Genomic DNA, 22,959 nt, shown 5'->3' with positions numbered 1-22,959 from the left:
TACCTCTTCAAAAGGTATGGAGTGGTTTCGAAACAAGGATTCATCTTTACGGTTAGCAAGTGTTGGTAGTGTAAAGAGTTGCGGAATAAATTATCTTTTAGTTGGATGGGCGGGATTAGTTCCTGATTCCTGTAGGAACACCATTCTTTTTATACCTCCCTCGATGACAAAATATTTTTGGGGCTATCCTGAACGCCTAGCATCAAGATTACAGAGCCATGGTTCGGATGTTTATCTATGGTCTCGACATGAATCGATCACCCAATCCTACGATGACGTTGTCGCATCGGGTATTGGAGTTATCACTAGTGATCTTGATTTTATTCGTGCAACACAAGCTAACAAACGCGTCAATCAGGACGCTCGCTAGCTCGCGCTTATTGCGCGGGCGATAGCTGTACAAGGAAAACCTGAGTAGTGGAAATGTTCGGAGAAATTATCAAGAATATGTATGGGATGTCACTGGCTGAGTTCGCTGTGATGATAGTAGATACTCTTACTTATCTAATATCTCTTTTCATAGTACTTTTCGCATTTGTTAAGCTTGATAAAGTTACAAAAAGTAAGCATGCCAAAGGAGTTAAAACCTCTATTGTTGCTACAATTTTTTCTTCATTTGTAGCTAGTTCAATTGTAGATAGTTCTGAAGAGCTTGGATTAATTGAGGTGTTTGTATTTCTTATACCCTCGATTTTTACGCTATTAGCGGCAGTTTGTTTTTATCGGTTTACTAGAGAAGTGCTAGTAAAGTACAGCTAACAAAGCCGTTAAACCAAGGACACAAAAGGTTTTTGTCCAAAAACGAGCTAGAGCGAACGTCTGTTGTTCGCTCATAACTTCAGGGTAGGTGAAATATTAACCTAGTCATCAAGGCTGTAGAGTCAGGTATGAGCTACCACACTTTAACAATTAAGTTTATATTTTGATTCGGCCTACTTTTCGAAAGCACGCTTCATAAAGTTAGGTGTTGCTAATGCACCCTTATGAATACCTGTGTTGTAGTACTCAGTATCAAATGTTGCGTTATCAACGTCTTGCTCGCGGAATCCGGCAAACTTTTGATCTTTACGCGCCATCGTTGCTGACCACAGACCGCTTGGGTAGATTGGCTGTGGGAAAGGCAGGGTTTGCAGATCAACAAAGCCTACTTCCAACATTGCATCGCGCATTTCTAATAGCAACGGCATGTGCATCAGTGGTGATTCGCTCTGCTGGATCATGATACCGCCAGTGCGAAGCGCTGCTAAACAGCTCTTGTAGAATGCGTGGTTGAATAAACCTTCACCAGGGCCAACAGGATCGGTGCCATCAACGATGATAACGTCGATAGACTCTGCTTCGGCTTCACGCATATATTTGATGCCATCATCAAACATTACAGTTGCGCGAGGATCGTTATTAGACTCACAAAGCTCAGGGAAGTATTTCAAAGACATTTGCGTCACAACTTCGTCGATATCAATCTGAGTTACTTTTTCAACGCCAGGGTGCTTTAATACTTCACGCAATGTGCCACAGTCGCCGCCGCCAATGATCACAACATTTTTAGGTGCAGGGTGCGAGAACAGCGCCGGGTGACTCATCATTTCGTGATAGAAAAAGTTTTCACGCGTGCTCACCATAGTGCAACCGTCAATGATCATCAGGTTACCAAAATCCGTCGTTTCAAACATTTCTACTTTTTGAAAAGGTGATTGGATTTCGTCTAATTTTTTGTTGACTCTAAGTGAAAAAGCGCTGCCATCGCGGTCGCTAATTTCTGTAAACCAACGGTTTGCTTCTAAGTTTGCCATGATTGTGTTCACACTTGATAAAAATTAAGGCAATTTTGCCAGTGCTTGCGCCTTTGCTCAATCAATTTTAGTCAACATTTTGTACTTTGCCTCATATTAGTCCTAATCAAGCATGGGCTATTCATAAGGTTTGTAAGCTAATGAAAACGCAACTTTAGGTCGCATTGACTAGCCGCGCGTATTAGAATGAAGCTTTATAAAGAATTAATTGAGAGCAGCAATGACTTGGGGTCTGCAAACAGCACGTTCTATCTATAACGTTACCCACTGGAGTGACGGCTATTTTGATATCAATGAACAGGGCCAGTTAGTGGCGTTTCCTGATGGTGATCGCACTAAGCCACCAATTCTTCTTCCAGAGCTAACTGAGCAATTTAAAGCGCAGGGGCTAACTTTGCCGGTTTTGGTGCGTTTTACCGACATTTTAAAACATCGTGTCGATACCTTGACTCAAGCATTTACTGCTGCACGAACTCAACGTGATTACCAAGGCCAGTACACCTGTGTTTACCCAATAAAAGTGAATCAGCAGCGCTCGGTTGTCAGCAAGTTATTAGCGCATCCAAGTGGTCTTGTTGGTCTTGAAGCCGGCTCTAAGCCTGAGCTAATGGCAATTTTGGGTGTGGCACATCAACCTATTACCATTGTCTGTAACGGCTACAAAGACAGTGAGTTCTTGCGCTTAGCTTGCATTGGTCAAGCGATGGGTCATCAAGTAAACATAGTCGTTGAAAAGCTCTCTGAACTAGATACCTTATTACAGGAAATCGATGATTTAGGCATTGAACCGTCAATTGGTATTCGTATTCGTCTTAATTCAGTTGGTAAGGGCAAGTGGCAAAATACCGGTGGTGAAAAAGGCAAGTTTGGTCTTACTGCTAGCCAAGTGCTGCAAGCGGTTGAGCTACTTAAGTCGCATAATCGTTTGCACTTAATGCAGTTGGTACACTTCCATATCGGCTCGCAAGTTGCCAATATTCGTGATATTCAACGTGCGCTTAAAGAGTGTGCGCGTCACTATGCTGAGCTATACCAACTAGGTGTTCCGCTGCGTATCGTTGATGTTGGCGGTGGCCTCGGAGTGGACTACGAAGGCTCAGGTTCTCGTAGTTCATGCTCTATGAATTATACGGTGGCGGAATACGCGAAAAATGTGGTGCATGCTTTTCATGATATTGCGGAGCTCAATAGCATTCCGCATCCGGATATTATTACTGAATCTGGCCGAGCATTAACTGCCCATCACGCGATGCTGATCACGGATGTGATCGACGTAGAAAAAGCACCAAATCAAGTCGAACCGGTGCAACCACAAGATACCAGCCCATTGGTATTACAAGAGTTATGGCATTCGTTGTCACAATTAACCCCTCGCATGGCCTTAGAAACTTATCATGACGCTATGCACTTGTTCAGCGATGCACACGACCAATACGTGCATGGTTTGATCAGCATGCAAGAGTGGGCGCAGCTTGAACAGCTTTACTTCACGACACTTCATAAAGTGCGTGAGTGCTTAAATGAGAATGCGAGAGCACACCGAGAAGTATTAGACGACCTCAATGAAAAGCTGGCTGATAAACTGTTTGTGAACTTCTCGTTGTTCCAATCACTACCGGATGTGTGGGGTATTGACCAGCTATTTCCGGTGATGCCTATCGACAAGCTCAATCAGCCGTTGACGCAAAGGGCGATTATTCAGGACATTACCTGTGATTCTGATGGTCAAATCAACAGTTATGTTGAGGGTGCGGGTATTGAGTCAAGTCTACCCATTCCAGAGTATGTGCCGGGAGAGCAATATCACGTTGCGATGTTCTTGGTGGGGGCCTATCAAGAAATATTGGGTGATTTACATAACTTATTTGGTGACACCGACTCAGTACACGTTGAGCTTTGTGATGAGGGTTATAAACTCACTAATGCAATCAAGGGCGACAGTGTTGAAGATGTACTGCGCTTTGTTCATTATGACAAAGCGGTGTTATCTGAGAACTATGCACAGCAAGTCGCGGCGTTGTCGTTGCCAGAGTCAATTAAAGCTCAGTATTTACAAGAGTTAAATGCTGGACTTGAAGGTTATACTTACTTCGAAGATTGATTTCTAGATAGTGAAATGGAATAAATTATAGCCGACCAACTGGTCGGCTTAATTGTGTGTGATTTTCAAGGTATGATACAGCTCTGCCGTAAAACACGATGAGGGAATGAATGTCGTTTATTCGTAAAGTGATCAGCATCTTGCTGTACGCCGTTAACACTATATTTTGGTTTATACCGATCTTTATTTGTGGCTTGATTAAGCTACTACCCATCCCACCATTGCAAAAAGCCATGAGCTATATTGCTAAAGCGTGCGCAAGTAACTGGGTCGCGTGTAATTCAGTGAGCCAAAACCTCATTGCGCCGTATACGCTCAATGTGAGCGGATTGGATGAGCTAAAACGCAAAGACTGGTACTTGGTTATTGCCAATCACCAAAGTTGGGTGGATATCTTAGTGTTGCAGCGAGTGCTTCATGGCAAAATCCCGTTTTTGAATTTCTTTTTGAAAAAAGAGCTGCTTTACGTACCCGTGCTAGGTCTTGCTTGGTGGGCGCTCGATTTTCCTTTTATGACGCGAACCAGCAAGTCGCAATTAAAGAAAAACCCTAAATTGCGTGGTAAAGACATAGAAACGACGCGAAAAGCATGCGAAAAGTTTAAAACAATGCCAGTGAGTATTGTAAACTTCGTTGAAGGTACGCGTTACACTGAGTCCAAGCATAGTAAGCAAAAAAGCCCATTTACACACCTGCTTAAACCAAAAGCGGGAGGCATCGCATTTGTGATGCAGGCCATGGGTGAGCAAATCAGCAAAGTGGTGAATGTCACCATACATTATCCCGGTGGTGTACCAACTTTTGCAGACTTTATCGCTGGTAAAGTGAAGTCAGTAGATGTTCAGGTGGAAGTAATGCCGGTCAGTGCAAACTTGGTCGGCGACTACACGAACGATCCCGAATTTAGAGTGCGTTTCCAATCCGAATTAAACGCCTTGTGGCAAGCTAAAGACGCACAACTTGTGGAGCTTGCCGATAAAAAGTAGTAGAAGGATGTTGTGATGTTAAAACAAATACTACCTAAGTGGTTTCTCGGACTATCGGCCAGTGTGTGGCTGCTGGTGAATACCTTTGTGTGTGGTTTATTGGTGCTATTGTTTGGCATCATAAAATTGCTTGTGCCAGTTAAGTTTATCTCTACAGCACTGCACTTTTTTTACGGTATGTGGTGTAAAGGCAATTACCTTGGTTTGCGCATCGCGTGCGACAAAATCCAAGTGAGCTTGCCAAAAGAATTACACGCTCAAGGGTGGTATTTGTTAATTTCCAATCATCTTAGCTGGCTTGATATCGTTGTGCTTAGTGCCATGGAGGTACTACCTGCACCTAAATTTTTTCTAAAAGATGAATTGAAATACGTGCCTTTTATTGGCACCGGTGCATGGGCAATGGGCATGCCATTTATGAAACGTGCGAGTAAAGCGCAGATCGCCAAAAACCCTAAGCTTAAAGGGATGGATGTAGAGCGTACCAAAGCCAGTTGTCGCAATTTTCGTGATCATCCCACAACGGTAATTAATTTTGTGGAAGGTACTCGTCATACTAAAGCCAAACATGCGCATCAAAATAGCCCGTTCAAGCATCTGCTCAAACCAAAGGCGGGAGGTGTAGCGTTTGCCCTAGAAGTGTTATCTGAGCAACTTGACGGCATGCTCAACGCGACTTTGGCTTATGAGTTAGAAGGTGAGCATATTTGCCGTGCATTTACGCTTGGACGCTTGGACGCAATTGATGTAAAAATAGACTACATCGCGATGGAGCAAGTGCCGCTTGGTAACTATCAAGCCGATAAAGCTTATCGTGTACAGTTTCAATCTTTTATGAATGAAGTTTGGCAACGCAAAGATTGCCAACTCGAAGCGCATTGGCTGCATTCGACTGAGCCAAATGACACGCTCAATGAGGAGCTAAAACAGCTATGAAGTTTGATCACCTTCATGACGTCGTTCAACCGTGGTTAAAAGAGTTACCGCAAGGCACTGTGATCAGTGCTTTATTCACCAACGGTGTTGCGGTTGTTGGGTTATTGTTTTTATATTGGGTGATCCGCCGTTTAGTGCTACCCAATGTTGAAAACCTCGCGCGGCATATTTCACCGCGTAAAATTGGTCACCTTGCCCCTCAGTTAAGTAAATTTAGCGGCCGCTTTGCCTTTGTATTGTGTTTACTGGTCTTTTCCGCCTACCACGAGCGTCTATTTGTCGCGCCTGCTTGGGTGTTTATCGTGCTGGAAACACTGGTGTATGTCATGTTGGTGGTGGCATCTGGGTTTTTATTTAGTAGTTTAGTCAATTTAGGTAATGGCGTTTATAACCTCTTTCCATTCGCCAAAGAAGTGCCGATCCAAGGGATTATTCAAGTAATTAAGCTACTGATATTTATAGTTTGTTCTATATTGGTGGTCAGTATCTTGGTGGATAAATCACCGACTTATATTCTCTCCGGTTTTGGTGCGATTGCGGCAGTCATTATTTTGGTATTTAAAGATACGATTTTGGGATTGGTTGCGAGTATTCAAATCGCAGCCAATCGACTGGTAACCACTGGCGACTGGATCCAAGTTGACGCATTTGGTGCAGACGGGGAGGTGATTGATCTGGGTTTAAATACCGTTAGGGTACGTAACTGGGATAACACCGTCACCACCATACCAACCTATATGCTGATCTCTGATTCATTTAAAAACTGGCGTGCCATGCAAGAGTCAGCAGGACGCCGTATCAAACGCGCTATTCACATTGATTTTACTAGCATTGAGCCGTTGCCTGAGCAAAAGCAAGCGTTGCTAACCGAGCAGTATCCACTGCTGGAAAAGCTTGAAGATGTACCAAGCGATATCACCAATTTAGGCTTATTTAGACGCTATGCAGAGGCCTACTTGAAGCAGCATGATGCCATTAATCAAGATTGTTTATGTATGGTCAGGGAACTTGCCCCCACGCAACATGGTTTGCCTTTGGAGTTTTACTGTTTTAGTCGCGATAAGCGCTGGGTGTTTTATGAGCACCTACAAGCCGATATTCTGGACTACATGCTAAGCGTAATGCCTGCATTTGGGTTACGTCCATACCAAAGTGTGAGTGATTACTTCGGTGCACACCGCGTGAAGGTGCGCGCCGGTAGCAAACCTGACGCAACTTCAGAATAATCACCAAGGCCACTCAAACGTGGCCTACACACTTCCAGCGATAACCCCAAACACCATAAAGGCGATAAGCAACTGCCATATCGCGGGCTTTAACCATTTAAGTGCTACAAAGCCTAATACCACAGCGATGATATCGAGCCAGCTATGCACCGCAGAAAGCCAAATTGGTTGATAAAACGCAGCGGCTAAAATCCCCACAACACCGGCATTTAAGGCCGCGCTAATGCTGGCAAACCTTGGCAATGTAATAAGTGATTGCCACTGTTGGTTAAACGCCCACATTAACAGTAGGCCCGGCAAGAAAATAGCGAGCGTTGCAATTGCTGCGCCCAAAATGGGATGGGTATTGTCGACAACGGCGCCTAAAAAGCTTGCGATGGTAAACATCGGCCCTGGAATGGCTTGCGCGGTAGCATAAGCCGTTAAGAAGGTTTCTTGCGCGACTCCCTCTACACTGGTTTGTAGTAGCGGTAGCACGACATGACCGCCGCCAAAAACCAAGGAACCTGCTTGATAAAACTCGGCAAATAGTTGATTTGGTAGCGCGGCAAAGGTTAACGTAAATAGGCCAATAAATAGCGCAAATACAGACCAATTGATTTGGCTTTTTGATTGACTCGGTTTACTTGGCGCATTGCTGAATGAGTAAAAGTAACCCGCGACGACAAGCACCATAAGTACACCCAATTGCGCGCTTAAATTCGGCAGCATCAACAGCGTGAATGTGGCGAAGAATGCGACGAATTTGAGTGCTGTGGTTTTACAAAAGCTTTTCGCCATACTCAGTACTGCATCGGCAACGATAACAACAGCAAACAATTTCAACCCATCGATGACATTCAACGCAGTGCCCGAAAGCTGCTCAGCGGTTAATGCCAGCATGACCATGAGCAAAAAAGATGGTAGCGTAAACCCTAAGAAGGCGGCGATCCCTCCTAGTATTCCAGCTTTTTCTAAACCAATCGCGAATCCTACTTGGCTAGAACCTGGTCCTGGCAGTATTTGTGACAGACTGATCATACTGGCATAGCGCTCGTTACTCAGCCATTTTAAGTTATCGACAAAGTGTTTTTTAAAGAATCCAAGATGAGCCGCAGGCCCCCCAAAGCTCGTACATCCTAATAACAAAAACTGGTAAAATATTTTCAGAAACATAGTGTACCTTGTGATATTGTTAACCTTATATCTTCACAATTTTATATGACATATTTATGACTTTTGGCGCGAGTGCGCCTCAGTTGGATAAGTATTATGCGAATGACTTTTTTATCGCCGTGTTTACTTTTTTTGTTGGCGAACTTCTCTTGTTTTGCTCAGCAAATTAATGTCGCTGTTGATCACGCGCCACCATATAGCATTATTGAAGACAGTGGTGAAGTGCAAGGTTTAATCTTAGATATATTGGCAACAGTACAGGCTCAAGCTGGTGTTGATTATCAAATAAATGCCGTTCCCTGTCCTTTCTCACGCTGTATGCGGATGATAGCGCAAGGTGAGGTAGACGTCATGGGTGGTTTGATCCGTACGCCGCAACGAGAAAAGTTAATCGACTTTGTCGAACCCGCCTACATGGCGCTGACATCTTCGTTCGTGTTTTACGCTAAGCAAGACAGCGATATTCGGGTGGAGCAATATACGGATCTTTATACCAAGCGGATTGCAGTGATGCGTGGCGGCGTTTTTTACCCTCGCTTTGACGAAGACCGTCAACTCAATAAAGTCCCTGTGTTTAGTGAGCAAGTGGCGTTTGATTTATTGCTTAAAGGACGTGTTGACCTTGTGATCGCAGTTGAAGACACCGCTGAGGTGGCGATGGAAGTGCTTGGTCAGCCCATTGAAAAGTTGAAAAAAATCTCCTATCACCACGCTCAGCCGATTTATGGCCATATGGCAATGAGCAAACGCTTCAGCGGCACCGAGCTTGCGCAAACCATTCGTTTAACGATGAAGCAATTGGCTGAGAGAAAGCAGCTTGATGCTGTGGTTGCAAAATATAAACTGCCACCAGTTTCTGAGCATATAAGCGACTTAGTCCCTGCTCATCCTTAAAAAAACCGGCAAGGCTTCAGCCAGAGTTAATTGTTTATTGCAACAATATAGACAATCAAGTTGAAACGAACTCAGGTGGGAAGATGATTGCAAGAAATATGTTAATTGGTGCAGCCGTTGTGGTTGCTTTGTCTGGATGTGAAATGAATAACACAGGTAAAGGTGCGGCGATTGGTGCTGCAACCGGCGCGGTGTTAGGTAAGGCTACTGGTAACCACAAAGATAAGCGTCTTGCCATTGGTGCTGCGGTTGGTGCAATTGCAGGTGCCGCAATTGGTAACTATATGGACAAGCAGGAAGCCGCTTTTAACCAAGAGCTCGCGGGCACGGGGGTTGAGGTTGTTCGTGAGGGTGACCAAATGCGCTTAGTGTTGCCATCAAACATAACCTTTGCGACAGGTAAGTCAGCTATCAGCCCAGGCTTTTACAATACGCTTCAAGGCATCGCGCGTGTGATGCAGCAGTACGATAAGACATTCTTAACGATTGTCGGGCATACAGACTCTACTGGTTCAGCGAGCTTCAATCAGACTTTGTCTGAACAGCGCGCGAATAGCGTAAAGCAGTATTTATTATCGCAGCAGGTACTTCCTGCGCGTTTGTACGCAGAGGGCATGGGTGAGTCTCAGCCAATCGCGAGCAATAGCACCGAGCAAGGTAAGGCACAAAATCGCCGAGTAGAAATTAAAATTATTCCAAACCGCGCGTAGGAAAAATCAAGGAGTGCTGCACAGCACTCCTTTTTTATAAAGTGTCACACACCACTTCAGCTTTGCAGGTAATTACGCTGACATTTGTATAACCGATACGTGTTAGTTGCTCTGCGGCAAAAATAGCACGGCCACCAGCAGCACAGTGTAAATAAATTGGCCTGTCTGCGTCTTTTTCTAGCTCTGGAAGCTTAAATTCTAGCAGTCCTCTTGGGATATTTACCGCGCCGCTGGCTGCTTTTTGACTATGTTCAGCCGGCTCTCTCACGTCGATAACCAGACCATTGTTTTGTGCAATCTCTGATTTTGCTTGTACCGCGTCAATGCAGCGTTGATTAGGCTTAACTGTCTTTAATACATCTTGGGCAGATATCAGCATATATAGCTCCTTATTGGGTTATCGGTTTCATTATGACTCACCTTTCCTGAATGCCAAGTTTCTTCAATATAACGATCATAGGGCACCAGTTAGTAAAAGCAGACTGCACTAAATTGACACAAATAAACACACTAAACCAAACCCAATGTGGGCTGACAAAATGTGTGAGCAGTAAAGAAATGGCAAACATAACACCAGCGATTAATCTAAATAACCTGAACTTCGGATAATTAATGCCTTTCTAGCAGCCAGTTTTAGCGCTAACTGCGTTGAATTCACTTCCAATAGCTCGCTATTGGTGCGTAAATTCGCCTTGTTTTCCCTAAATCTTGCTGGCTAGACAAGAAGAAAAGCCTTTTTGACTAAAAATAATGAATTAGCCATTTCTTATCCAAACCTCAGGTTAACGAGGATGTAAGGTCATAATGAGTGTCACCTTTAATATTAGATATTTCTAATATTAGACATTACTAATATTTGTGTCTATACTTTAAGCGCATTTATTTTTTGGGAGTCAACATGGATCTTCAGCAAATGGCGCAAAATGCCGAACAGGCAGAAGCCTTGTTAAAGCTTATGGCGAATAAAAATCGCTTGATGATTTTGTGTGCATTGCAAAAGCAAGAGCTCAGTGTTAGCCAGCTTAATGAAATGGTGCCGTTAGCGCAGTCTGCCTTATCACAACATTTAGCCAGCATGAGAAAGGCACAAATCGTGGCGACTAGGCGTGAGGGGGCGACGATTTATTATCATGTTAAAGATAGCCGAGTCGCTGTACTACTCGAGAGTTTATATCAGCTGTTCTGCGCCTCAAGTGCAGAGTAACAGGAACGATTAAGATGCAAAAGTTAGATGGTGTCATTCGGTATGCTCTACAAGGCAGTTTGCCAACGATTATCTTCTTGTGCGCTGTGGTACTTGGATTATTTGCATTGCAAATGACACCAAGAGAGGAAGAACCACAAATAGTGGTGCCTATGCTGGATATTCATGTGTCGGTACCAAATACTGCCTCACCAGAAGTGGCACGATTGGTCACCACTCCACTTGAAAAGTTACTGCTGCAAATTCCAGGTGTTGAACACGTCTATTCTACAACCCAAACCGGTGGTACGGTTGTCACGTTAAGGTTCCATGTGGGTGAAGACAGAGAGAAAGCCATTCTCAACACCTACACTAAGCTGTTTGCCAACCAGCATACTATGCCGGGAATTGTCACTCAGTGGCAGATCCGTCCAATAGAAGTCGATGACGTTCCGATTCTTATGCTCGGACTGACAAGTTCAAAACCGCAACTATATGATGACTACGCGCTAACGCGCTTTGCACAAGAACTAGCTATCCAGTTACAGAGTATCGCAGATACCAGCGAGGTTTCGGTTATTACCGGGCGCACGAGAGCACTTAGGGTGGAGTTGAACTTAGCTGCGCTTGCCGCACATCAAACAACACCTATGGATGTTTTAGGTGCTATCCAAAGTAGTAATCTAGTGACACGAGTGGGACAAGTGACGGCAGGCAGTAACACGATTGCCTTTGAATCTGGTGATGTCCTTCGTAATAAGTCAGCACTTGAAGGTCTCACGGTGAATGTAATCAATGGCCGTGCCATAGTTTTAAAAGAAGTTGCTCGGGTTATTGATGGTCCTAGTGAACCCGATAGCTATCAGTGGTTAGCAAGCAGCGACAGTCAGGCTGATGCACCATTAGTGACGATTGGTGTGGCGAAGCAAAAGGGAAGTAATGCGGTAACGGTTGCAGAGCAAAGTTTAGCGCTTGTAACCCAGCTACAACAGGAGATCCTTCCCGCTGAGGTATCGGTAAAAGTACTAAGAAACTATGGTGAGACGGCCAATGACAAAGTCAATAATCTTACCTCTAGCTTGGCCTTTGCGGTATTTACCGTTGTGGTATTTGTCGGTGTATTTTTAGGTTGGCGGCCTGCCATCGTTGTTGGTCTTGCAGTGCCAATTTGCTATGGCATTACACTTGGGTTGGACTTTGCGTTTGGTTACACCATTAATCGGGTCACCTTGTTTGCGCTTATTTTGTCGCTGGGATTGTTAGTTGATGACCCAATCACTGGGATTGATAATATTAGCCGCTTTATTCATCGCGGCGCGGCGGCTGATACAGATCATAACATTGTCGCTGCTATGCTCGAGATCAAATCTGCGCTTTTGATGTCAACGTTAACTATCATCATGGCGTTTATTCCATTGGCGTTTATTACTGGCATGATGGGCCCATATATGGCACCCATGGCATTTAATGTTCCCATTAGTGTCATTGCCTCGACGTTGGTGGCTTTTTTAGTGACGCCTTGGCTGTCTAAAAAGTTACTCAAAGCGGATTCAAAAACAAGTGAAGTCGCGCCTCAAGACTCGTACTACAGCAAAATCATGCTGCCAATTTTACAAAACCCACGCAAAGCCAAGTGGTTATTATGGGGCGTGTTAGGGTTATTTGTTGCGAGTGTGAGCCTCCCTATTTTTAGAGCCGTACCACTGAAATTACTGCCGTTTGACAATAAAAGTGAAATCCAAGTACTGATAGATATGCCTGAGGGCACCAGCCTTGAGCAAACGGCCGCAATGACGAGGCAAGTACAGCAAATCGTTTGGTCAGAAGCTGAAGTGACCGACATCGCCGCTTTTGTCGGTAAGCCTTCCAGTATGGATTTTAATGGTATGGTGCGAGGCTATTATCGTCGTAGTGGTACGCATCTTGCCGAACTTAGAGTTTTACTGGTGGATAAGCGTGAACGCGAACATCAATCTCACGCCATCGTCATGCGACTGCGTGAAAAGCTTCAGCCTTTTAACCAAACTTTGACGCAAGTAAAAGTGGTGGAAGTGCCACCGGGACCTCCGGTATTAAGTACACTCGTTGCTGAGGTTTATGCAGATCCGTTTGTTGCTCGTGATACGCAAGAGCAAGCAGCCCAGAGGTTAGCGCATCGTTTAAGGCAGGAGCCACATGTGGTTGAGGTTGACACCTCAATGGCTTCGCCAACATGGTTAAAGCGGTTTGTGGTTGATAAACAAAAGGCCGCGTTATCAGGTGTGGCCACAGGGGATATTAATCAATCTCTAGTAGTTGCAAGCCGCGGCATGTCAGCAGGCTTTTTATATACTCAAGGTGAGGTCGCAACGGTGCCCATCGAGTTAGGTGTGAGTTACGCGCAGCGTAATCAGTGGCAAAACGTATTGGCGATGCAAGTTCGTGGTCGTCAGGAGTTGGCTAAAACCACTCAAGAATATGGCTTAGAGCAGGCTGCTAGGCCCCTTGTGGCGATTGGTGAACTTGGCGAATTAACATCTATCCCTACGGCTCCCGTGATCCTTCGAAAAGACCTACAAGAGGTGATTTATGTGTTTGCGGAGCTAAATGGCCGCACGCCAGCTGAGGTGATTGCCGATGTGGTTGCGGATGAAAACCAACAGGTAACGCCGAGCAATTGGACGTCTCGTACCTTTCTACAAAGTGGCGGTGGAGTCATTTGGTCGATGTTAGAAGGAACCCACTATACCTTTAAAGGCGAAGGTGAGTGGCGCATTACCATAGATGTATTTAGGGATATGGGGATCGCATTTGCATTTGCACTGGTGGCGATATTTATCATCCTGCGGATACAAACGGCATCTAGTAGCTTATCACTTATCATTATGTCGGCTATTCCCCTCACCATGATAGGGATTATGCCGGGCTTTTGGTTGCTCAATCAATTTGGTGAGCGTGTGATTGCAGGTGCGCCAGAGCCCGTGTTATTTACAGCGACCGCGATGATAGGGATGATAGCGCTGGCCGGAATTGTGGTGAGAAATTCTCTGATTTTGGTGGAATTTATTAATCAGTCTCGCGCGGCTGGTATGGCACTTATCGACGCATTGATTGCGGCGGGAAGTGTAAGAATGCGACCAGTATTACTTACAGCAGGTACGACGTTATTAGGCAACTTGGTGATTATCTTAGATCCCGTTTTTAGTGGCCTCGCCCTTGCTATTATCTTCGGGATCATTGCTTCAACGTTATTTTCACTGTTAGTCGTGCCTATCGTTTATTACTTAGTATTCAAAGAATCATCGACATCTAATCAATCCCTTAATACCTCATCAGTTCAGGAGCCTTCTCATGTCTCGTAATAAAATCTTTATTCCTGTTCTTGCTATTTTTTGCCTATTATTGATGGTCGTATGGCTTGCTGGTGGATTCCAAAATAAGCTAGCTCCGGGTAATAAGTCCGAACTTCCAGCTTATCAAGGAGCACGTTATACCGTTCAAAAGTCGCTGATTGCGATGATTGAACAAGTACCTGCGAGTGTGGTCGCAAAAGAAAATACGTTAGTGTCCAGTCGGTTATTGGCGGAGCTTAAAACGCTTAACGTCAGAGCCGGTGATAAAGTCACTGCGGGACAGCTGATAGCAACACTCGATGATGCCGAGCTTAAAGCTGAGCTGCAAAGAGTGGCGGCGCAGCAAGCGGCGAATTCAGCCAAGCTAGAGCAAGCAACTAAGCAATTAGTACGCAACAAATCTCTTAATGAAAAAGGGCTTATCGCGATTAACCAAGTGGATGAATGGCAAGCCACTGTGAACGAGTTACAAGCACAAGATAAGGCATTGCAAGAAGCGTATCGCAGTGCTGAAGTCGCGCTGGGTTACACGCAAATCACAGCCCCTATTTCGGGTAAAGTGGTGGCGCGTTTACAAGAGCCGGGCAGCATGGTTAGCCCCGGTGGCGCCATTATATCGCTATTCAATCCATTACAATTACAGATTGAAGCGCCAATTCGCGAGAGCCAAGTTAAGCATATTCAGTTAGGAAGCGAGATTAAGGTGCGCATACCTGCGCTAGATATAAGCCAAACCGCGCGAGTGTCGGAAATGGTGCCAATTGCCGACAGCCAAGCGCGCAGCTTGATGATTAAATTGGATATGCCTTTGCTGAAAAATGTGGTGCCTGGCATGTACGCGCTGGTTGAACTTGTGCTTGGCGAGCAGGCGGTTATCCAAATTCCTACCAATATGATCAGCAAGTATGGTCAATTGGCGATGGTTGAGGTAATAGAAAGTGGCCAGCTTCACAAACGCTACCTCAGGTTGGGCGAAGAGACTGGTAATAAAACGATTGTTATCAGTGGCCTAAACGAAGGCGATCAGCTAGCTGTGCAGCGATAGTTAGCTGATCTGAACTATTAAATAAACGAAGCGATTTCGGCGAGTGATTTTTTCACTGTTGCGTGCTCTGGAATAGTTGCATCTTCACTGGGATAGCCCGCAATCAATAACATATAAGGACGTTCGTTATCTTTATCTCTACCGCACAACTCGCTTAAAAAGCTCATCGGTTTAGGTGTATGGGTCAGTGTGGCTAGTCCTGCATTATGCAGGGCTTGGATAAGAAACCCAGTAGCTATCCCAACCGATTCATGGACATAGTAGTTGGTATTTTTGTCTTCCGCGTGGATCCCACCTTTTTTCTGACTAAAAATAGCGATAAGCCAAGGTGCATGTTCTAAGTAGGGTTTTTGTGCATCTGTGCCCAAAGGTTTTAACGCATCCAACCACTCATCTCCGGCACGGCCTTGGTAAAACGAGCGCTCGAGGTCCTCGGCTGCAGCTCGGATCTGCTTTTTCTTTTCTGCGCTGCCAATCGCCACGAAATGCCATGGTTGATGATTTGCACCACTGGGGGCTGTGCCCGCTGCTTTGATACAGGTTTCGATGATTTCTTGCGGTACTGGGCGGTCGCTAAAAGCACGGATACTATGACGTCTCTTACTGTTTTCCAAGAATGCTTCCGCGCGACTTAGCATTTCTTCGTGAGGGTATTCAATAAAATCCGTCAGTGGGTGGTTGGCGTGATCTTGCATGTTAGTTTTCCTTGAGTTTTGTAAACTAAGAACGTTTCTTAGTGTTTCAGTGTTTACTTTTATTTGCAATTGATATGTTTATGTTAATTGTCACTAACCTAGGTAAATGTTATAAAAAGGACAATAATAAAAATCCGAAAAGGAAATAAAAATGCTCGAAATATCAGGACTTTCAAAAACCTATGATAATGGTGTTCATGCTTTGAGAGGTGTAAACCTGACTATTCCAAAGGGAATGTTTGGTTTACTTGGACCCAATGGCGCTGGAAAATCATCGTTGATGCGCACGATTGCCACATTACAGTCAGCGGATGCTGGCACCATACAGTTCGATGGTGTGAATGTCTTAAAAGAGCCCAAGGCACTCCGCGCTCGTCTAGGCTATCTGCCGCAAGATTTTGGTGTTTATCAACGCGTTAGTGCGTATGATTTATTGGATCATATGGCAATTTTAAAAGGGTTGAATAATAAAAAAGAGCGTAAAGAAGCCGTTGACGGGTTGCTCGCACAAACGAACTTATATGATCACCGTAAAAATGCGGTCAGCGGATTTTCTGGAGGTATGCGTCAACGCTTTGGTATTGCACAGGCATTACTTGGCGATCCTGATTTACTTATTGTAGATGAACCGACTGCGGGATTAGACCCAGAAGAACGTAATCGTTTTCACAACCTACTCGTTGGCTTAGGTGAGAGTAAAGTGGTTATCTTATCAACGCATATCGTGGAGGATGTATCTGAGCTATGTCCGAATATGGCCGTGCTGGCGAGCGGACAAATTTTACTTGAAGGTAATCCTATTGCACTCACTGAGCAGCTACAGGGGAAAATCTGGCGTAAGTCGGTCACTCTTGCGGAAGCGAAAGAAGTAGAGCAAAACCTACCGGTTATTTCTAAGCGCTTATTCGCGGGTCAGACTTTACTTAACGTATTTGCTGATCAAGCACCTGAAGGGTTTGAAGCGGTGCCTGCCGATTTAGAGGACGTTTATTTTTCTACTCTGCATACTCATCGAAATAATCAAGCAGCGTAAGGAGTAGGCAGATGCTATTTAAAATGATGCGTTTTGAGCTACGGTATTTTGTCCGTCAGCCTTCCTTTTATGTGACTTCTCTGATTCTATTTTTACTCACCTTTTTTGCTTCAGTTTCGGACTCAGTACAGATTGGTGGTGGCAGTAACGTCAATGTAAACTCGCCCTACGCCATCTTGCAAACCATTGCCATCATGACCATTTTTTCCATCTTTTTGGTGGTTAACTTTGTTGGTAGTGCGGCAATAAGAGATGATCAAAGTAAGTTCAGTGAACTTATTTTGAGTAAGCCCTTGCACTTAGCTCAGTATCGATTGGGTCGATTTTTCGGTGCATATCTTGTCACCTTGTTGGTATTTTCAATGTGTTTAGTGGGGATCTGGGTAGGTTCTGGTATCGGCGGGTTAGTCGGTTGGTTGGATACCGAACTGATCGGGCCTAATAAACTCAGCTATTACCTAACGCCACTATTTGTCATCGCGGCCCCTTCACTGTTCTTTATGGCGAGCTTATTTGCACTGGTGGCGCAAAAATTTAGAACCATGATAGCAATGTACTTGGTTGCCGTGGGTTTGTTTGTGACTTACCTTGTGGCAAATAGTATTTTTTCAGATATTGAATACCGTACTATTGCTGCGTATTTAGACATGTTTGGCCTATCAGCTATTTCGGCGCAATCAGAATATTGGACCATTGCAGATCGTAATACGTCAGTCATAAGCCTAGTTGATGAACTGCTCTATAACCGCTTAATTTGGATGTCAGTTGCACTGCTCAGTTTAGGTGCTTTAGCCTTAAATACTTCTCATTATTTACCGCAAAAACAAAAAACCAAGAGCAAAGCCAAAGAAGATGGTAGTCAAGCGTCGGCATTGCTGAATCGTTTTGATTTTAAAGCGAGCGTAGGTAGTAGTTGGGTGCACTTTTGTACCAGAACCACTTTTGAAGTAAAGCAAGTGCTTAAAAGCTATCCATTCTTAGTGCTATTAATTTTGGCGGTGGCAACCTTAATACCTGCATTGGTTGGTTCATTTAATTGGTATGGCACAGAAGTATGGCCAGTGACCTTTAGAATGGTAGAGCTTATCCACGGCAGCTTCTGGCAATTATTGGTCATTGTGTTGGTGTACTACAGCGCTGAGCTGGTATGGCATGATCGTGATTCGCGAATGGGAGACATTGTTGACTCTTATCCTGTTGCAAACTGGGTATTTTGGGGCTCTAAATACATAGCCTTAGTTGCGGTGATGACGCTGCTATGTGTATTTGGTAGCTTGATAACCATTAGCTATCAACTATTGTCAGGTGTGACACAGATAGATCTTGCCCAGTATATTGTGCGCTTGGGTTATTTGTATGTGTTAGGTTTTGCTTTCCAAACCACCTTAGCATTTTTGATACAGGTGATGAGTCCGAGCAAATACATGGGTATGGGAATATATGTCGTTTATTTCATTATTTCGATAGTCCTGACCAACTTTGGTTTTGAGCACAACATGTATCACTTAGGCGAAACTTCCCCAGTGCCGTACTCAGATATTAATGGTTATGGTCATTTCCTCAGTGCGGCACATTGGTACAATATGTACTGGTTTGGTTTTAGCATTATGTTAGCGACACTAAGCTATGCACTTTGGCCTCGTGGTGCGGGGCAAACGCTGAAAGCACGTATTGCACTGATGGGCTATCAGTTAGGTAACGCTGGTAAAGCGTTATTGGCTTGTGGTGCTTTAATCTTCGTGGGTAGTGGTAGTTACATTTACTACAACACGCAAGTGGTCAATGAGTTTATTACGCAAGATGAAGCTGAAGATATCGCAGAGCAATATGAGCAACAATTTGCCCAGTATCGAGATGACCCTGTACCAGTCACGTTAGATGTACAGCTCAATGCTGAGGTATTTCCAAAGACACGTCGTATTGAAGCGCAGGTAAAGCTGTTGGTTGAAAACCGCTCAGATAAAGAGATTACTCGCTTCTTGGTCAATAAACCTGATCATACATTAGAGTGGCAAGTTGAAATGGCTGGCGCTACGCTTTGTGAAGAGGATAAAACCTTTAAGCATGCTTGGCTTGAGCTCTCACAACCAATGACACCGGGTGAGCAGCGTGAAATTACGATGTCAGTTGTACGGCAAACACTTGGCTTTGTAGATAGAGGCAATGATGAAACCTTGGTGAACAATGGTACTTTCATCGATAACACGACGTTGTTCCCGACATTTGGTTACAGCATCTATAAGCAAATTCAAGACAAAAGTGAGCGTCGCCAGCGCGGCCTTGAACCACTAAAACGTGGTAATAAGATTGAAGAAACACACTATCATCATGAACCATTATTTGCGGAAAATTTCGTCACATTCGCCGCAACGGTGACGACGGATGAATCGCAAGTTGCGATGGTGCCGGGCTATTTGCAATCAAAATACAGCAAAGACGGCCGTACGACCTATGTCTATGAAATGGATGCGCCAATGCTGCACTTCTATAACATCTTGTCAATGGATCTTGAGGTGAAACAGGAAGAGTATAAAGGCATTGCGCTCGAGGTTTACTACCATAAAGATCATGCCTGGAATGTCGACACTATGCTGCAGTCGACTAAAGACTCTATTGATTATTTCACGCGAGAGTTTGGACCTTACCAACATAAGCAAATGCGTATTATTGAGTTTCCTCGTTACCGAGACTTTGCGCAAAGCTTTGCCAATACAGTGCCTTACTCGGAAAATATTGGCTTTTTGACGGACACCCGTAACCCAGACAATATCAATGTACCTTACTATGTGACGTCACATGAGCTGGCGCACCAATGGTGGGCGCATCAGGTGATTGGTGCTAATGTGGAGGGGTCAAATATCCTGTCGGAAATGTTGTCGCAATATTCAGCCATTATGGTGATGAAAGAAAAGTACGGCGAGCATAATCTCCGTAAATTCTTGAAGTATGAACTAGACACCTATTTAAGTGGACGAGGTTCTGATCCGTATGAAGAGCGGGCGTTATCCAGAACAATCGGTCAGCAGTACATTCACTACAATAAAGGTTCTGTCGTGATGTTAGCGCTGCACGATTTACTTGGAGAAACGCGACTCAATAGCGCACTAAGAAGCTTCTTAAATGACTATCGCTTTAGAACTGATATCTATCCAACAACACTCGACTTTTTGACTTACTTAAAAGCGGGGGCTTCAGAGCAAGAACAAGTATTTATCGAAGATCAGTTCAATGCGATTACGTTGTATGAGCTTAAGCTTGCAGGTGTTGAAGTGCAAGAAGCGACGCAAGCGGGAGAACTTCATACAGTGACCTTAACGGTTGAGGCTGCGAAAAAGCATGCAGATGGAGAAGGTAACGAAGAAGAAATTCCGCTTAATCAAGAGATTGATATAGCCTTATTCTCTGCCGATCCGAACAACATTCAAAGTGACGAAACACTGCTATATCTACAAAAACACGCGATCACATCGGGTGAAAATAAGATTGAGTTGAAAGTAACAGAGTTACCGAAATTTGCGGGAGTTGATCCGTTTGTAAAACTGATTGATAAGAAAACCGCCGATAACATCAAGTCACTCTAATCGATACATTGGTAGACGAGGGCTTTTTCGAAAGCCCTCAATCGTTTTTAAAGGAAAGTTATGCCAGATTTATTGCAAGTAACAGGGGTGTCGAAGCAATATGTTTCGGTAAAAGCAGTAGATAATCTAAGTTTTAGCGTTAAACAAGGTGAGATCTTTGCACTACTGGGCCCCAATGGTGCGGGTAAATCATCCCTCGTGAGAATGCTGGTTGGATTTACCTATCCAGATAGCGGCACAATCTCCGTCAATATTGATGGGCAAGCATATCAATCAATCCCTCATCAAAGTTTAGGTTATCTCCCTGAAGATAGAGGGCTGTACGCTGAAAAAACCGTGCAGCAGAATTTGCTCTATTTTGCCAAGCTACGCGGTGTTGAGAAAAACGCAGCGCTAGCACAGATAGAGTCTTGGCTAACGCAGTTTGACTTAAGTGACAGAGCGCATGAGCGGTTGAAATCGTTGTCAAAAGGCAATCAGCAAAAAGTACAGTTAATATCGGCTGTATTGCACAAGCCCAAGGTTGTATTGCTCGATGAGCCTTTCTCTGGTCTTGACCCCATCAACCAAGAAAAGGTGGTGGTGTTTTTAGAAGCGTTAAAAGCACAAGGCATGACCGTTATTTTAAGCGCACATCAGATGGCGATGGTAGAAAAGCTTGCCGATCGAATGCTGTTAATGAATCACGGGCAAGCCGTGCTTTATGGTACATTAGCCGAAATAAAACAGGACGTTGGTGTTGGCATCGACATCACAGTGAGTTTCAGTGAGGCAACGAACTACGCAGAGCTCAATTTAGGTAACTACAGGGTCGCGTGTACTCAATTAAGTCAGAATAAGATTAAGTTTGAGTTGAGTAACTCCTCAGAACTTAATTTGTTGCTCGCCGATTTGTCTAAATCAACGACTTTGCAAGGAATAGAAACCAAAACGATGGACTTGCATCAACTCTATCTTAAAGCAATCGAGTCTCATCAAGGCAAAGTGCAATCTCAGGAGCATGCCCATGTCTCATAAGCTGCAACAGATACTGCAAGTGACCAAATGGGAGTTTATGTACTTTTTTAAACTCAAGCAGGAGCTGATCGGTAAAGCAATTATGCTGGCGATAGGTTTGCTTATCTATTTTTGGCAAAGCACTTCGTTTTTTGAACCTGAGCAATATGTTATCGCGACACCATCCGCCATGAACTTAACTCAGTTACCTGAGCCTTTGCTGCTAAAGCGAGTTGATGCTTCAAAAGCTGAACTTCTGATTCAGTTAGAACAAGAGGAAATTGACGGTATTTTGATACTTCAAGCCCAAGCGGGTGAGGCGTTACAGTTTGAACTGATTACCACAGGTAAAATGTCTTGGCAGAATGAAGTTGAGGTAGCGCTTACGCAGTTTTACAGCAACGAACTCGCACAGAGCTTTAATTTATCTGCCGCTCAGCTCGCCTTGTTACAGCAACCTGTGACCGTTTCCAATCAATATACCAAGGATGCGGTTAAGGAGGCACACAACCAGTCTTCGATGACAGCATTTGGCGTGATGCTATTGATGCTCATCGGTATTTTTACGTCATTTGGACAGATCTTCGTGTCTATCACCGGAGAAAAGCAGCAGCGTGTTACCGAGCAATTATATTCTTGTATGAATGCGCAAACTTGGATTGACGGCAAAATATTTGGTCAAATGCTCCATTGTCTAAAGGCTATGTTAAGTACGTTATTTTCATTTTTGTTGGCGATGGCTTTCATACAAGTCGTTGTAAAAAACGAAGCCTTAGACTTTACGATGATAGACTTTGCAATGTTGCCTTGGTTTACCCTGTTTGCGATAGTAGGCCTTTATATGGCAACAGCCTTTATGGCAGCAATAGCCGCAGCTATTGACGATCCTAACCATAGTGGCAAGACAGGATTTATGATGATCCCTATATTGCCAATTGTTATCGCGTTTATGATTGTTGATAGTCCAAGCAGCCTTGCTGTGGATATTTTGAGTCTTTTTCCGCTTACCGCATTTGTGGTGATGCCAGTAAAAATGGCGTTAATTGAAGTACCCATTTGGCAAGTGTTATGTGCGTTGGTCAGCGCATTACTTGGTTGCTACCTTATCCGTGTTGCTGCGGGACGATTGTTTAAAGCGGGTATGGTGATGTATGGCAAGGAACCCTCAATTAAGGATATGGTGCGCTGGGTCTGTAAACCGGAATAATACCGTTTATATGATAACTTGCTAGCACAACGCTTTGGTTATGGTACGCTCCATAACCGGAGCTTATGGCCGTACAGAGAGGGTGA

19 protein-coding genes and 1 pseudogene are annotated in these 22,959 nt (G+C 44.3%); 15 read left to right on the top strand and 5 right to left on the bottom strand.

Annotated elements, in window-relative coordinates:
* Window positions 1-370 (top strand): annotated as a pseudogene (locus NO992_RS20985) (glycerophosphodiester phosphodiesterase); the annotation flags it as partial.
* Between the two features lie 53 nt (window positions 371-423).
* The gene (locus NO992_RS20980; RefSeq protein ID WP_130127195.1) at window positions 424-759 is read left to right on the top strand and encodes a hypothetical protein; all 336 of its coding nucleotides are present in this window, start codon (window positions 424-426) and stop codon (window positions 757-759) included.
* A gap of 173 nt (window positions 760-932) precedes the next feature.
* Here the strand turns inward: NO992_RS20980 and speE are convergent, their stop codons facing one another.
* Window positions 933-1,793, bottom strand: a complete 861-nt coding sequence (speE, locus tag NO992_RS20975) for a polyamine aminopropyltransferase (RefSeq protein ID WP_010378188.1) — start codon at window positions 1,791-1,793, stop codon at window positions 933-935.
* Between the two features lie 220 nt (window positions 1,794-2,013).
* On the opposite strand from speE, the gene speA reads away from it, so the two are divergent.
* The 4 genes from speA (at window position 2,014) to NO992_RS20955 (ending at window position 7,042) form a co-directional block, all read left to right on the top strand.
* On the top strand, window positions 2,014-3,894 hold the full coding sequence (gene speA, locus NO992_RS20970) for a biosynthetic arginine decarboxylase (RefSeq protein WP_138582402.1): 1,881 nt from the start codon (window positions 2,014-2,016) through the stop codon (window positions 3,892-3,894).
* Window positions 3,895-4,004: 110 nt separating this feature from the next.
* Window positions 4,005-4,880, top strand: coding sequence for an acyltransferase (locus NO992_RS20965; RefSeq protein ID WP_010378193.1), 876 nt, complete (start codon window positions 4,005-4,007; stop codon window positions 4,878-4,880).
* Between the two features lie 15 nt (window positions 4,881-4,895).
* Entirely contained in the window at window positions 4,896-5,816 is a 921-nt protein-coding gene (locus NO992_RS20960; RefSeq protein WP_305777378.1) for an acetyltransferase, read from the top strand.
* Window positions 5,813-7,042 carry a mechanosensitive ion channel family protein gene (locus tag NO992_RS20955; RefSeq protein WP_010378197.1) on the top strand — a complete coding sequence of 410 codons (1,230 nt, stop codon included), beginning with the start codon at window positions 5,813-5,815 and terminating at the stop codon, window positions 7,040-7,042. Before NO992_RS20960 ends, NO992_RS20955 begins: the two co-directional genes overlap by 4 nt.
* 24 nt (window positions 7,043-7,066) lie before the next feature.
* On the opposite strand, the gene chrA is transcribed toward NO992_RS20955, so the two are convergent.
* Complete coding sequence (chrA, locus tag NO992_RS20950; RefSeq protein ID WP_371380306.1) at window positions 7,067-8,197, bottom strand: chromate efflux transporter; 1,131 nt, start codon at window positions 8,195-8,197, stop codon at window positions 7,067-7,069.
* Between the two features lie 96 nt (window positions 8,198-8,293).
* Between chrA and NO992_RS20945 the strand changes: the two genes are divergently transcribed.
* Together NO992_RS20945 and NO992_RS20940 are read left to right on the top strand one after the other, a co-directional pair.
* Window positions 8,294-9,091, top strand: coding sequence for a substrate-binding periplasmic protein (locus NO992_RS20945; protein ID WP_371380304.1), 798 nt, complete (start codon window positions 8,294-8,296; stop codon window positions 9,089-9,091).
* A gap of 83 nt (window positions 9,092-9,174) precedes the next feature.
* Window positions 9,175-9,801: an OmpA family protein gene (locus NO992_RS20940; RefSeq protein ID WP_010378204.1), complete on the top strand. Its 627-nt coding sequence runs from the start codon at window positions 9,175-9,177 to the stop codon at window positions 9,799-9,801.
* Window positions 9,802-9,835: 34 nt separating this feature from the next.
* On the opposite strand, the gene NO992_RS20935 is transcribed toward NO992_RS20940, so the two are convergent.
* Together NO992_RS20935 and NO992_RS20930 are read right to left on the bottom strand one after the other, a co-directional pair.
* The gene (locus tag NO992_RS20935) at window positions 9,836-10,180 is read right to left on the bottom strand and encodes a rhodanese-like domain-containing protein (protein WP_371380302.1); all 345 of its coding nucleotides are present in this window, start codon (window positions 10,178-10,180) and stop codon (window positions 9,836-9,838) included.
* A 37-nt stretch (window positions 10,181-10,217) separates the two neighbouring features.
* Entirely contained in the window at window positions 10,218-10,370 is a 153-nt protein-coding gene (locus NO992_RS20930) for a DUF2892 domain-containing protein (protein ID WP_010378208.1), read from the bottom strand.
* Window positions 10,371-10,699: 329 nt separating this feature from the next.
* On the opposite strand from NO992_RS20930, the gene NO992_RS20925 reads away from it, so the two are divergent.
* From NO992_RS20925 to NO992_RS20915, 3 genes are read left to right on the top strand one after another with little or no spacing between them, the layout of a single operon-like run.
* Entirely contained in the window at window positions 10,700-11,005 is a 306-nt protein-coding gene (locus tag NO992_RS20925; protein WP_017218369.1) for a helix-turn-helix transcriptional regulator, read from the top strand.
* A gap of 14 nt (window positions 11,006-11,019) precedes the next feature.
* Window positions 11,020-14,325 carry an efflux RND transporter permease subunit gene (locus NO992_RS20920; RefSeq protein ID WP_371380299.1) on the top strand — a complete coding sequence of 1,102 codons (3,306 nt, stop codon included), beginning with the start codon at window positions 11,020-11,022 and terminating at the stop codon, window positions 14,323-14,325.
* A complete protein-coding gene (locus NO992_RS20915; protein ID WP_371380297.1) occupies window positions 14,315-15,361 on the top strand; it encodes an efflux RND transporter periplasmic adaptor subunit in 1,047 nt (348 codons plus the stop codon). The genes NO992_RS20920 and NO992_RS20915 overlap by 11 nt, the downstream gene beginning before the upstream one ends.
* Before the next feature lie 17 nt (window positions 15,362-15,378).
* On the opposite strand, the gene NO992_RS20910 is transcribed toward NO992_RS20915, so the two are convergent.
* Window positions 15,379-16,056 carry a nitroreductase family protein gene (locus tag NO992_RS20910; RefSeq protein WP_017218372.1) on the bottom strand — a complete coding sequence of 226 codons (678 nt, stop codon included), beginning with the start codon at window positions 16,054-16,056 and terminating at the stop codon, window positions 15,379-15,381.
* A gap of 151 nt (window positions 16,057-16,207) precedes the next feature.
* Between NO992_RS20910 and NO992_RS20905 the strand changes: the two genes are divergently transcribed.
* Genes NO992_RS20905 through NO992_RS20890 form a run of 4 tightly spaced genes read left to right on the top strand, consistent with a single transcriptional unit; the run spans window position 16,208 to window position 22,873 of the window.
* Window positions 16,208-17,089: an ABC transporter ATP-binding protein gene (locus tag NO992_RS20905; protein WP_010378221.1), complete on the top strand. Its 882-nt coding sequence runs from the start codon at window positions 16,208-16,210 to the stop codon at window positions 17,087-17,089.
* 11 nt (window positions 17,090-17,100) lie between these two features.
* Window positions 17,101-20,670: an ABC transporter permease/M1 family aminopeptidase gene (locus tag NO992_RS20900; RefSeq protein WP_371380295.1), complete on the top strand. Its 3,570-nt coding sequence runs from the start codon at window positions 17,101-17,103 to the stop codon at window positions 20,668-20,670.
* 60 nt (window positions 20,671-20,730) lie between these two features.
* A complete protein-coding gene (locus NO992_RS20895) occupies window positions 20,731-21,687 on the top strand; it encodes an ABC transporter ATP-binding protein (protein WP_371380293.1) in 957 nt (318 codons plus the stop codon).
* Window positions 21,677-22,873, top strand: a complete 1,197-nt coding sequence (locus tag NO992_RS20890; RefSeq protein ID WP_371380291.1) for an ABC transporter permease — start codon at window positions 21,677-21,679, stop codon at window positions 22,871-22,873. The genes NO992_RS20895 and NO992_RS20890 overlap by 11 nt, the downstream gene beginning before the upstream one ends.
* Window positions 22,874-22,959 lie beyond the last annotated feature (86 nt).

It is taken from the genome of Pseudoalteromonas sp. DY56-GL79 (genome assembly GCF_041414765.1).
Classification (GTDB): Bacteria; Pseudomonadota; Gammaproteobacteria; order Enterobacterales; family Alteromonadaceae; genus Pseudoalteromonas; species Pseudoalteromonas piscicida.
The sequence above is the reverse complement of the archived record's forward strand: the minus strand, read 5'-3'. Positions and strand labels throughout refer to the sequence as shown.

Bases quoted from the DNA above. Each gene is read 5' to 3' on its own strand.
- NO992_RS20980 (WP_130127195.1), top strand. From the start codon at position 424: ATGTTCGGAGAAATTATCAAGAATATGTATGGGATGTCACTGGCTGAG.
- speE (WP_010378188.1), bottom strand. From the start codon at position 1,793: ATGGCAAACTTAGAAGCAAACCGTTGGTTTACAGAAATTAGCGACCGC.
- speA (WP_138582402.1), top strand. From the start codon at position 2,014: ATGACTTGGGGTCTGCAAACAGCACGTTCTATCTATAACGTTACCCAC.
- NO992_RS20965 (WP_010378193.1), top strand. From the start codon at position 4,005: ATGTCGTTTATTCGTAAAGTGATCAGCATCTTGCTGTACGCCGTTAAC.
- NO992_RS20960 (WP_305777378.1), top strand. From the start codon at position 4,896: ATGTTAAAACAAATACTACCTAAGTGGTTTCTCGGACTATCGGCCAGT.
- NO992_RS20955 (WP_010378197.1), top strand. From the start codon at position 5,813: ATGAAGTTTGATCACCTTCATGACGTCGTTCAACCGTGGTTAAAAGAG.
- chrA (WP_371380306.1), bottom strand. From the start codon at position 8,197: ATGTTTCTGAAAATATTTTACCAGTTTTTGTTATTAGGATGTACGAGC.
- NO992_RS20945 (WP_371380304.1), top strand. From the start codon at position 8,294: ATGCGAATGACTTTTTTATCGCCGTGTTTACTTTTTTTGTTGGCGAAC.
- NO992_RS20940 (WP_010378204.1), top strand. From the start codon at position 9,175: ATGATTGCAAGAAATATGTTAATTGGTGCAGCCGTTGTGGTTGCTTTG.
- NO992_RS20935 (WP_371380302.1), bottom strand. From the start codon at position 10,180: ATGCTGATATCTGCCCAAGATGTATTAAAGACAGTTAAGCCTAATCAA.
- NO992_RS20930 (WP_010378208.1), bottom strand. From the start codon at position 10,370: ATGTTTGCCATTTCTTTACTGCTCACACATTTTGTCAGCCCACATTGG.
- NO992_RS20925 (WP_017218369.1), top strand. From the start codon at position 10,700: ATGGATCTTCAGCAAATGGCGCAAAATGCCGAACAGGCAGAAGCCTTG.
- NO992_RS20920 (WP_371380299.1), top strand. From the start codon at position 11,020: ATGCAAAAGTTAGATGGTGTCATTCGGTATGCTCTACAAGGCAGTTTG.
- NO992_RS20915 (WP_371380297.1), top strand. From the start codon at position 14,315: ATGTCTCGTAATAAAATCTTTATTCCTGTTCTTGCTATTTTTTGCCTA.
- NO992_RS20910 (WP_017218372.1), bottom strand. From the start codon at position 16,056: ATGCAAGATCACGCCAACCACCCACTGACGGATTTTATTGAATACCCT.
- NO992_RS20905 (WP_010378221.1), top strand. From the start codon at position 16,208: ATGCTCGAAATATCAGGACTTTCAAAAACCTATGATAATGGTGTTCAT.
- NO992_RS20900 (WP_371380295.1), top strand. From the start codon at position 17,101: ATGCTATTTAAAATGATGCGTTTTGAGCTACGGTATTTTGTCCGTCAG.
- NO992_RS20895 (WP_371380293.1), top strand. From the start codon at position 20,731: ATGCCAGATTTATTGCAAGTAACAGGGGTGTCGAAGCAATATGTTTCG.
- NO992_RS20890 (WP_371380291.1), top strand. From the start codon at position 21,677: ATGTCTCATAAGCTGCAACAGATACTGCAAGTGACCAAATGGGAGTTT.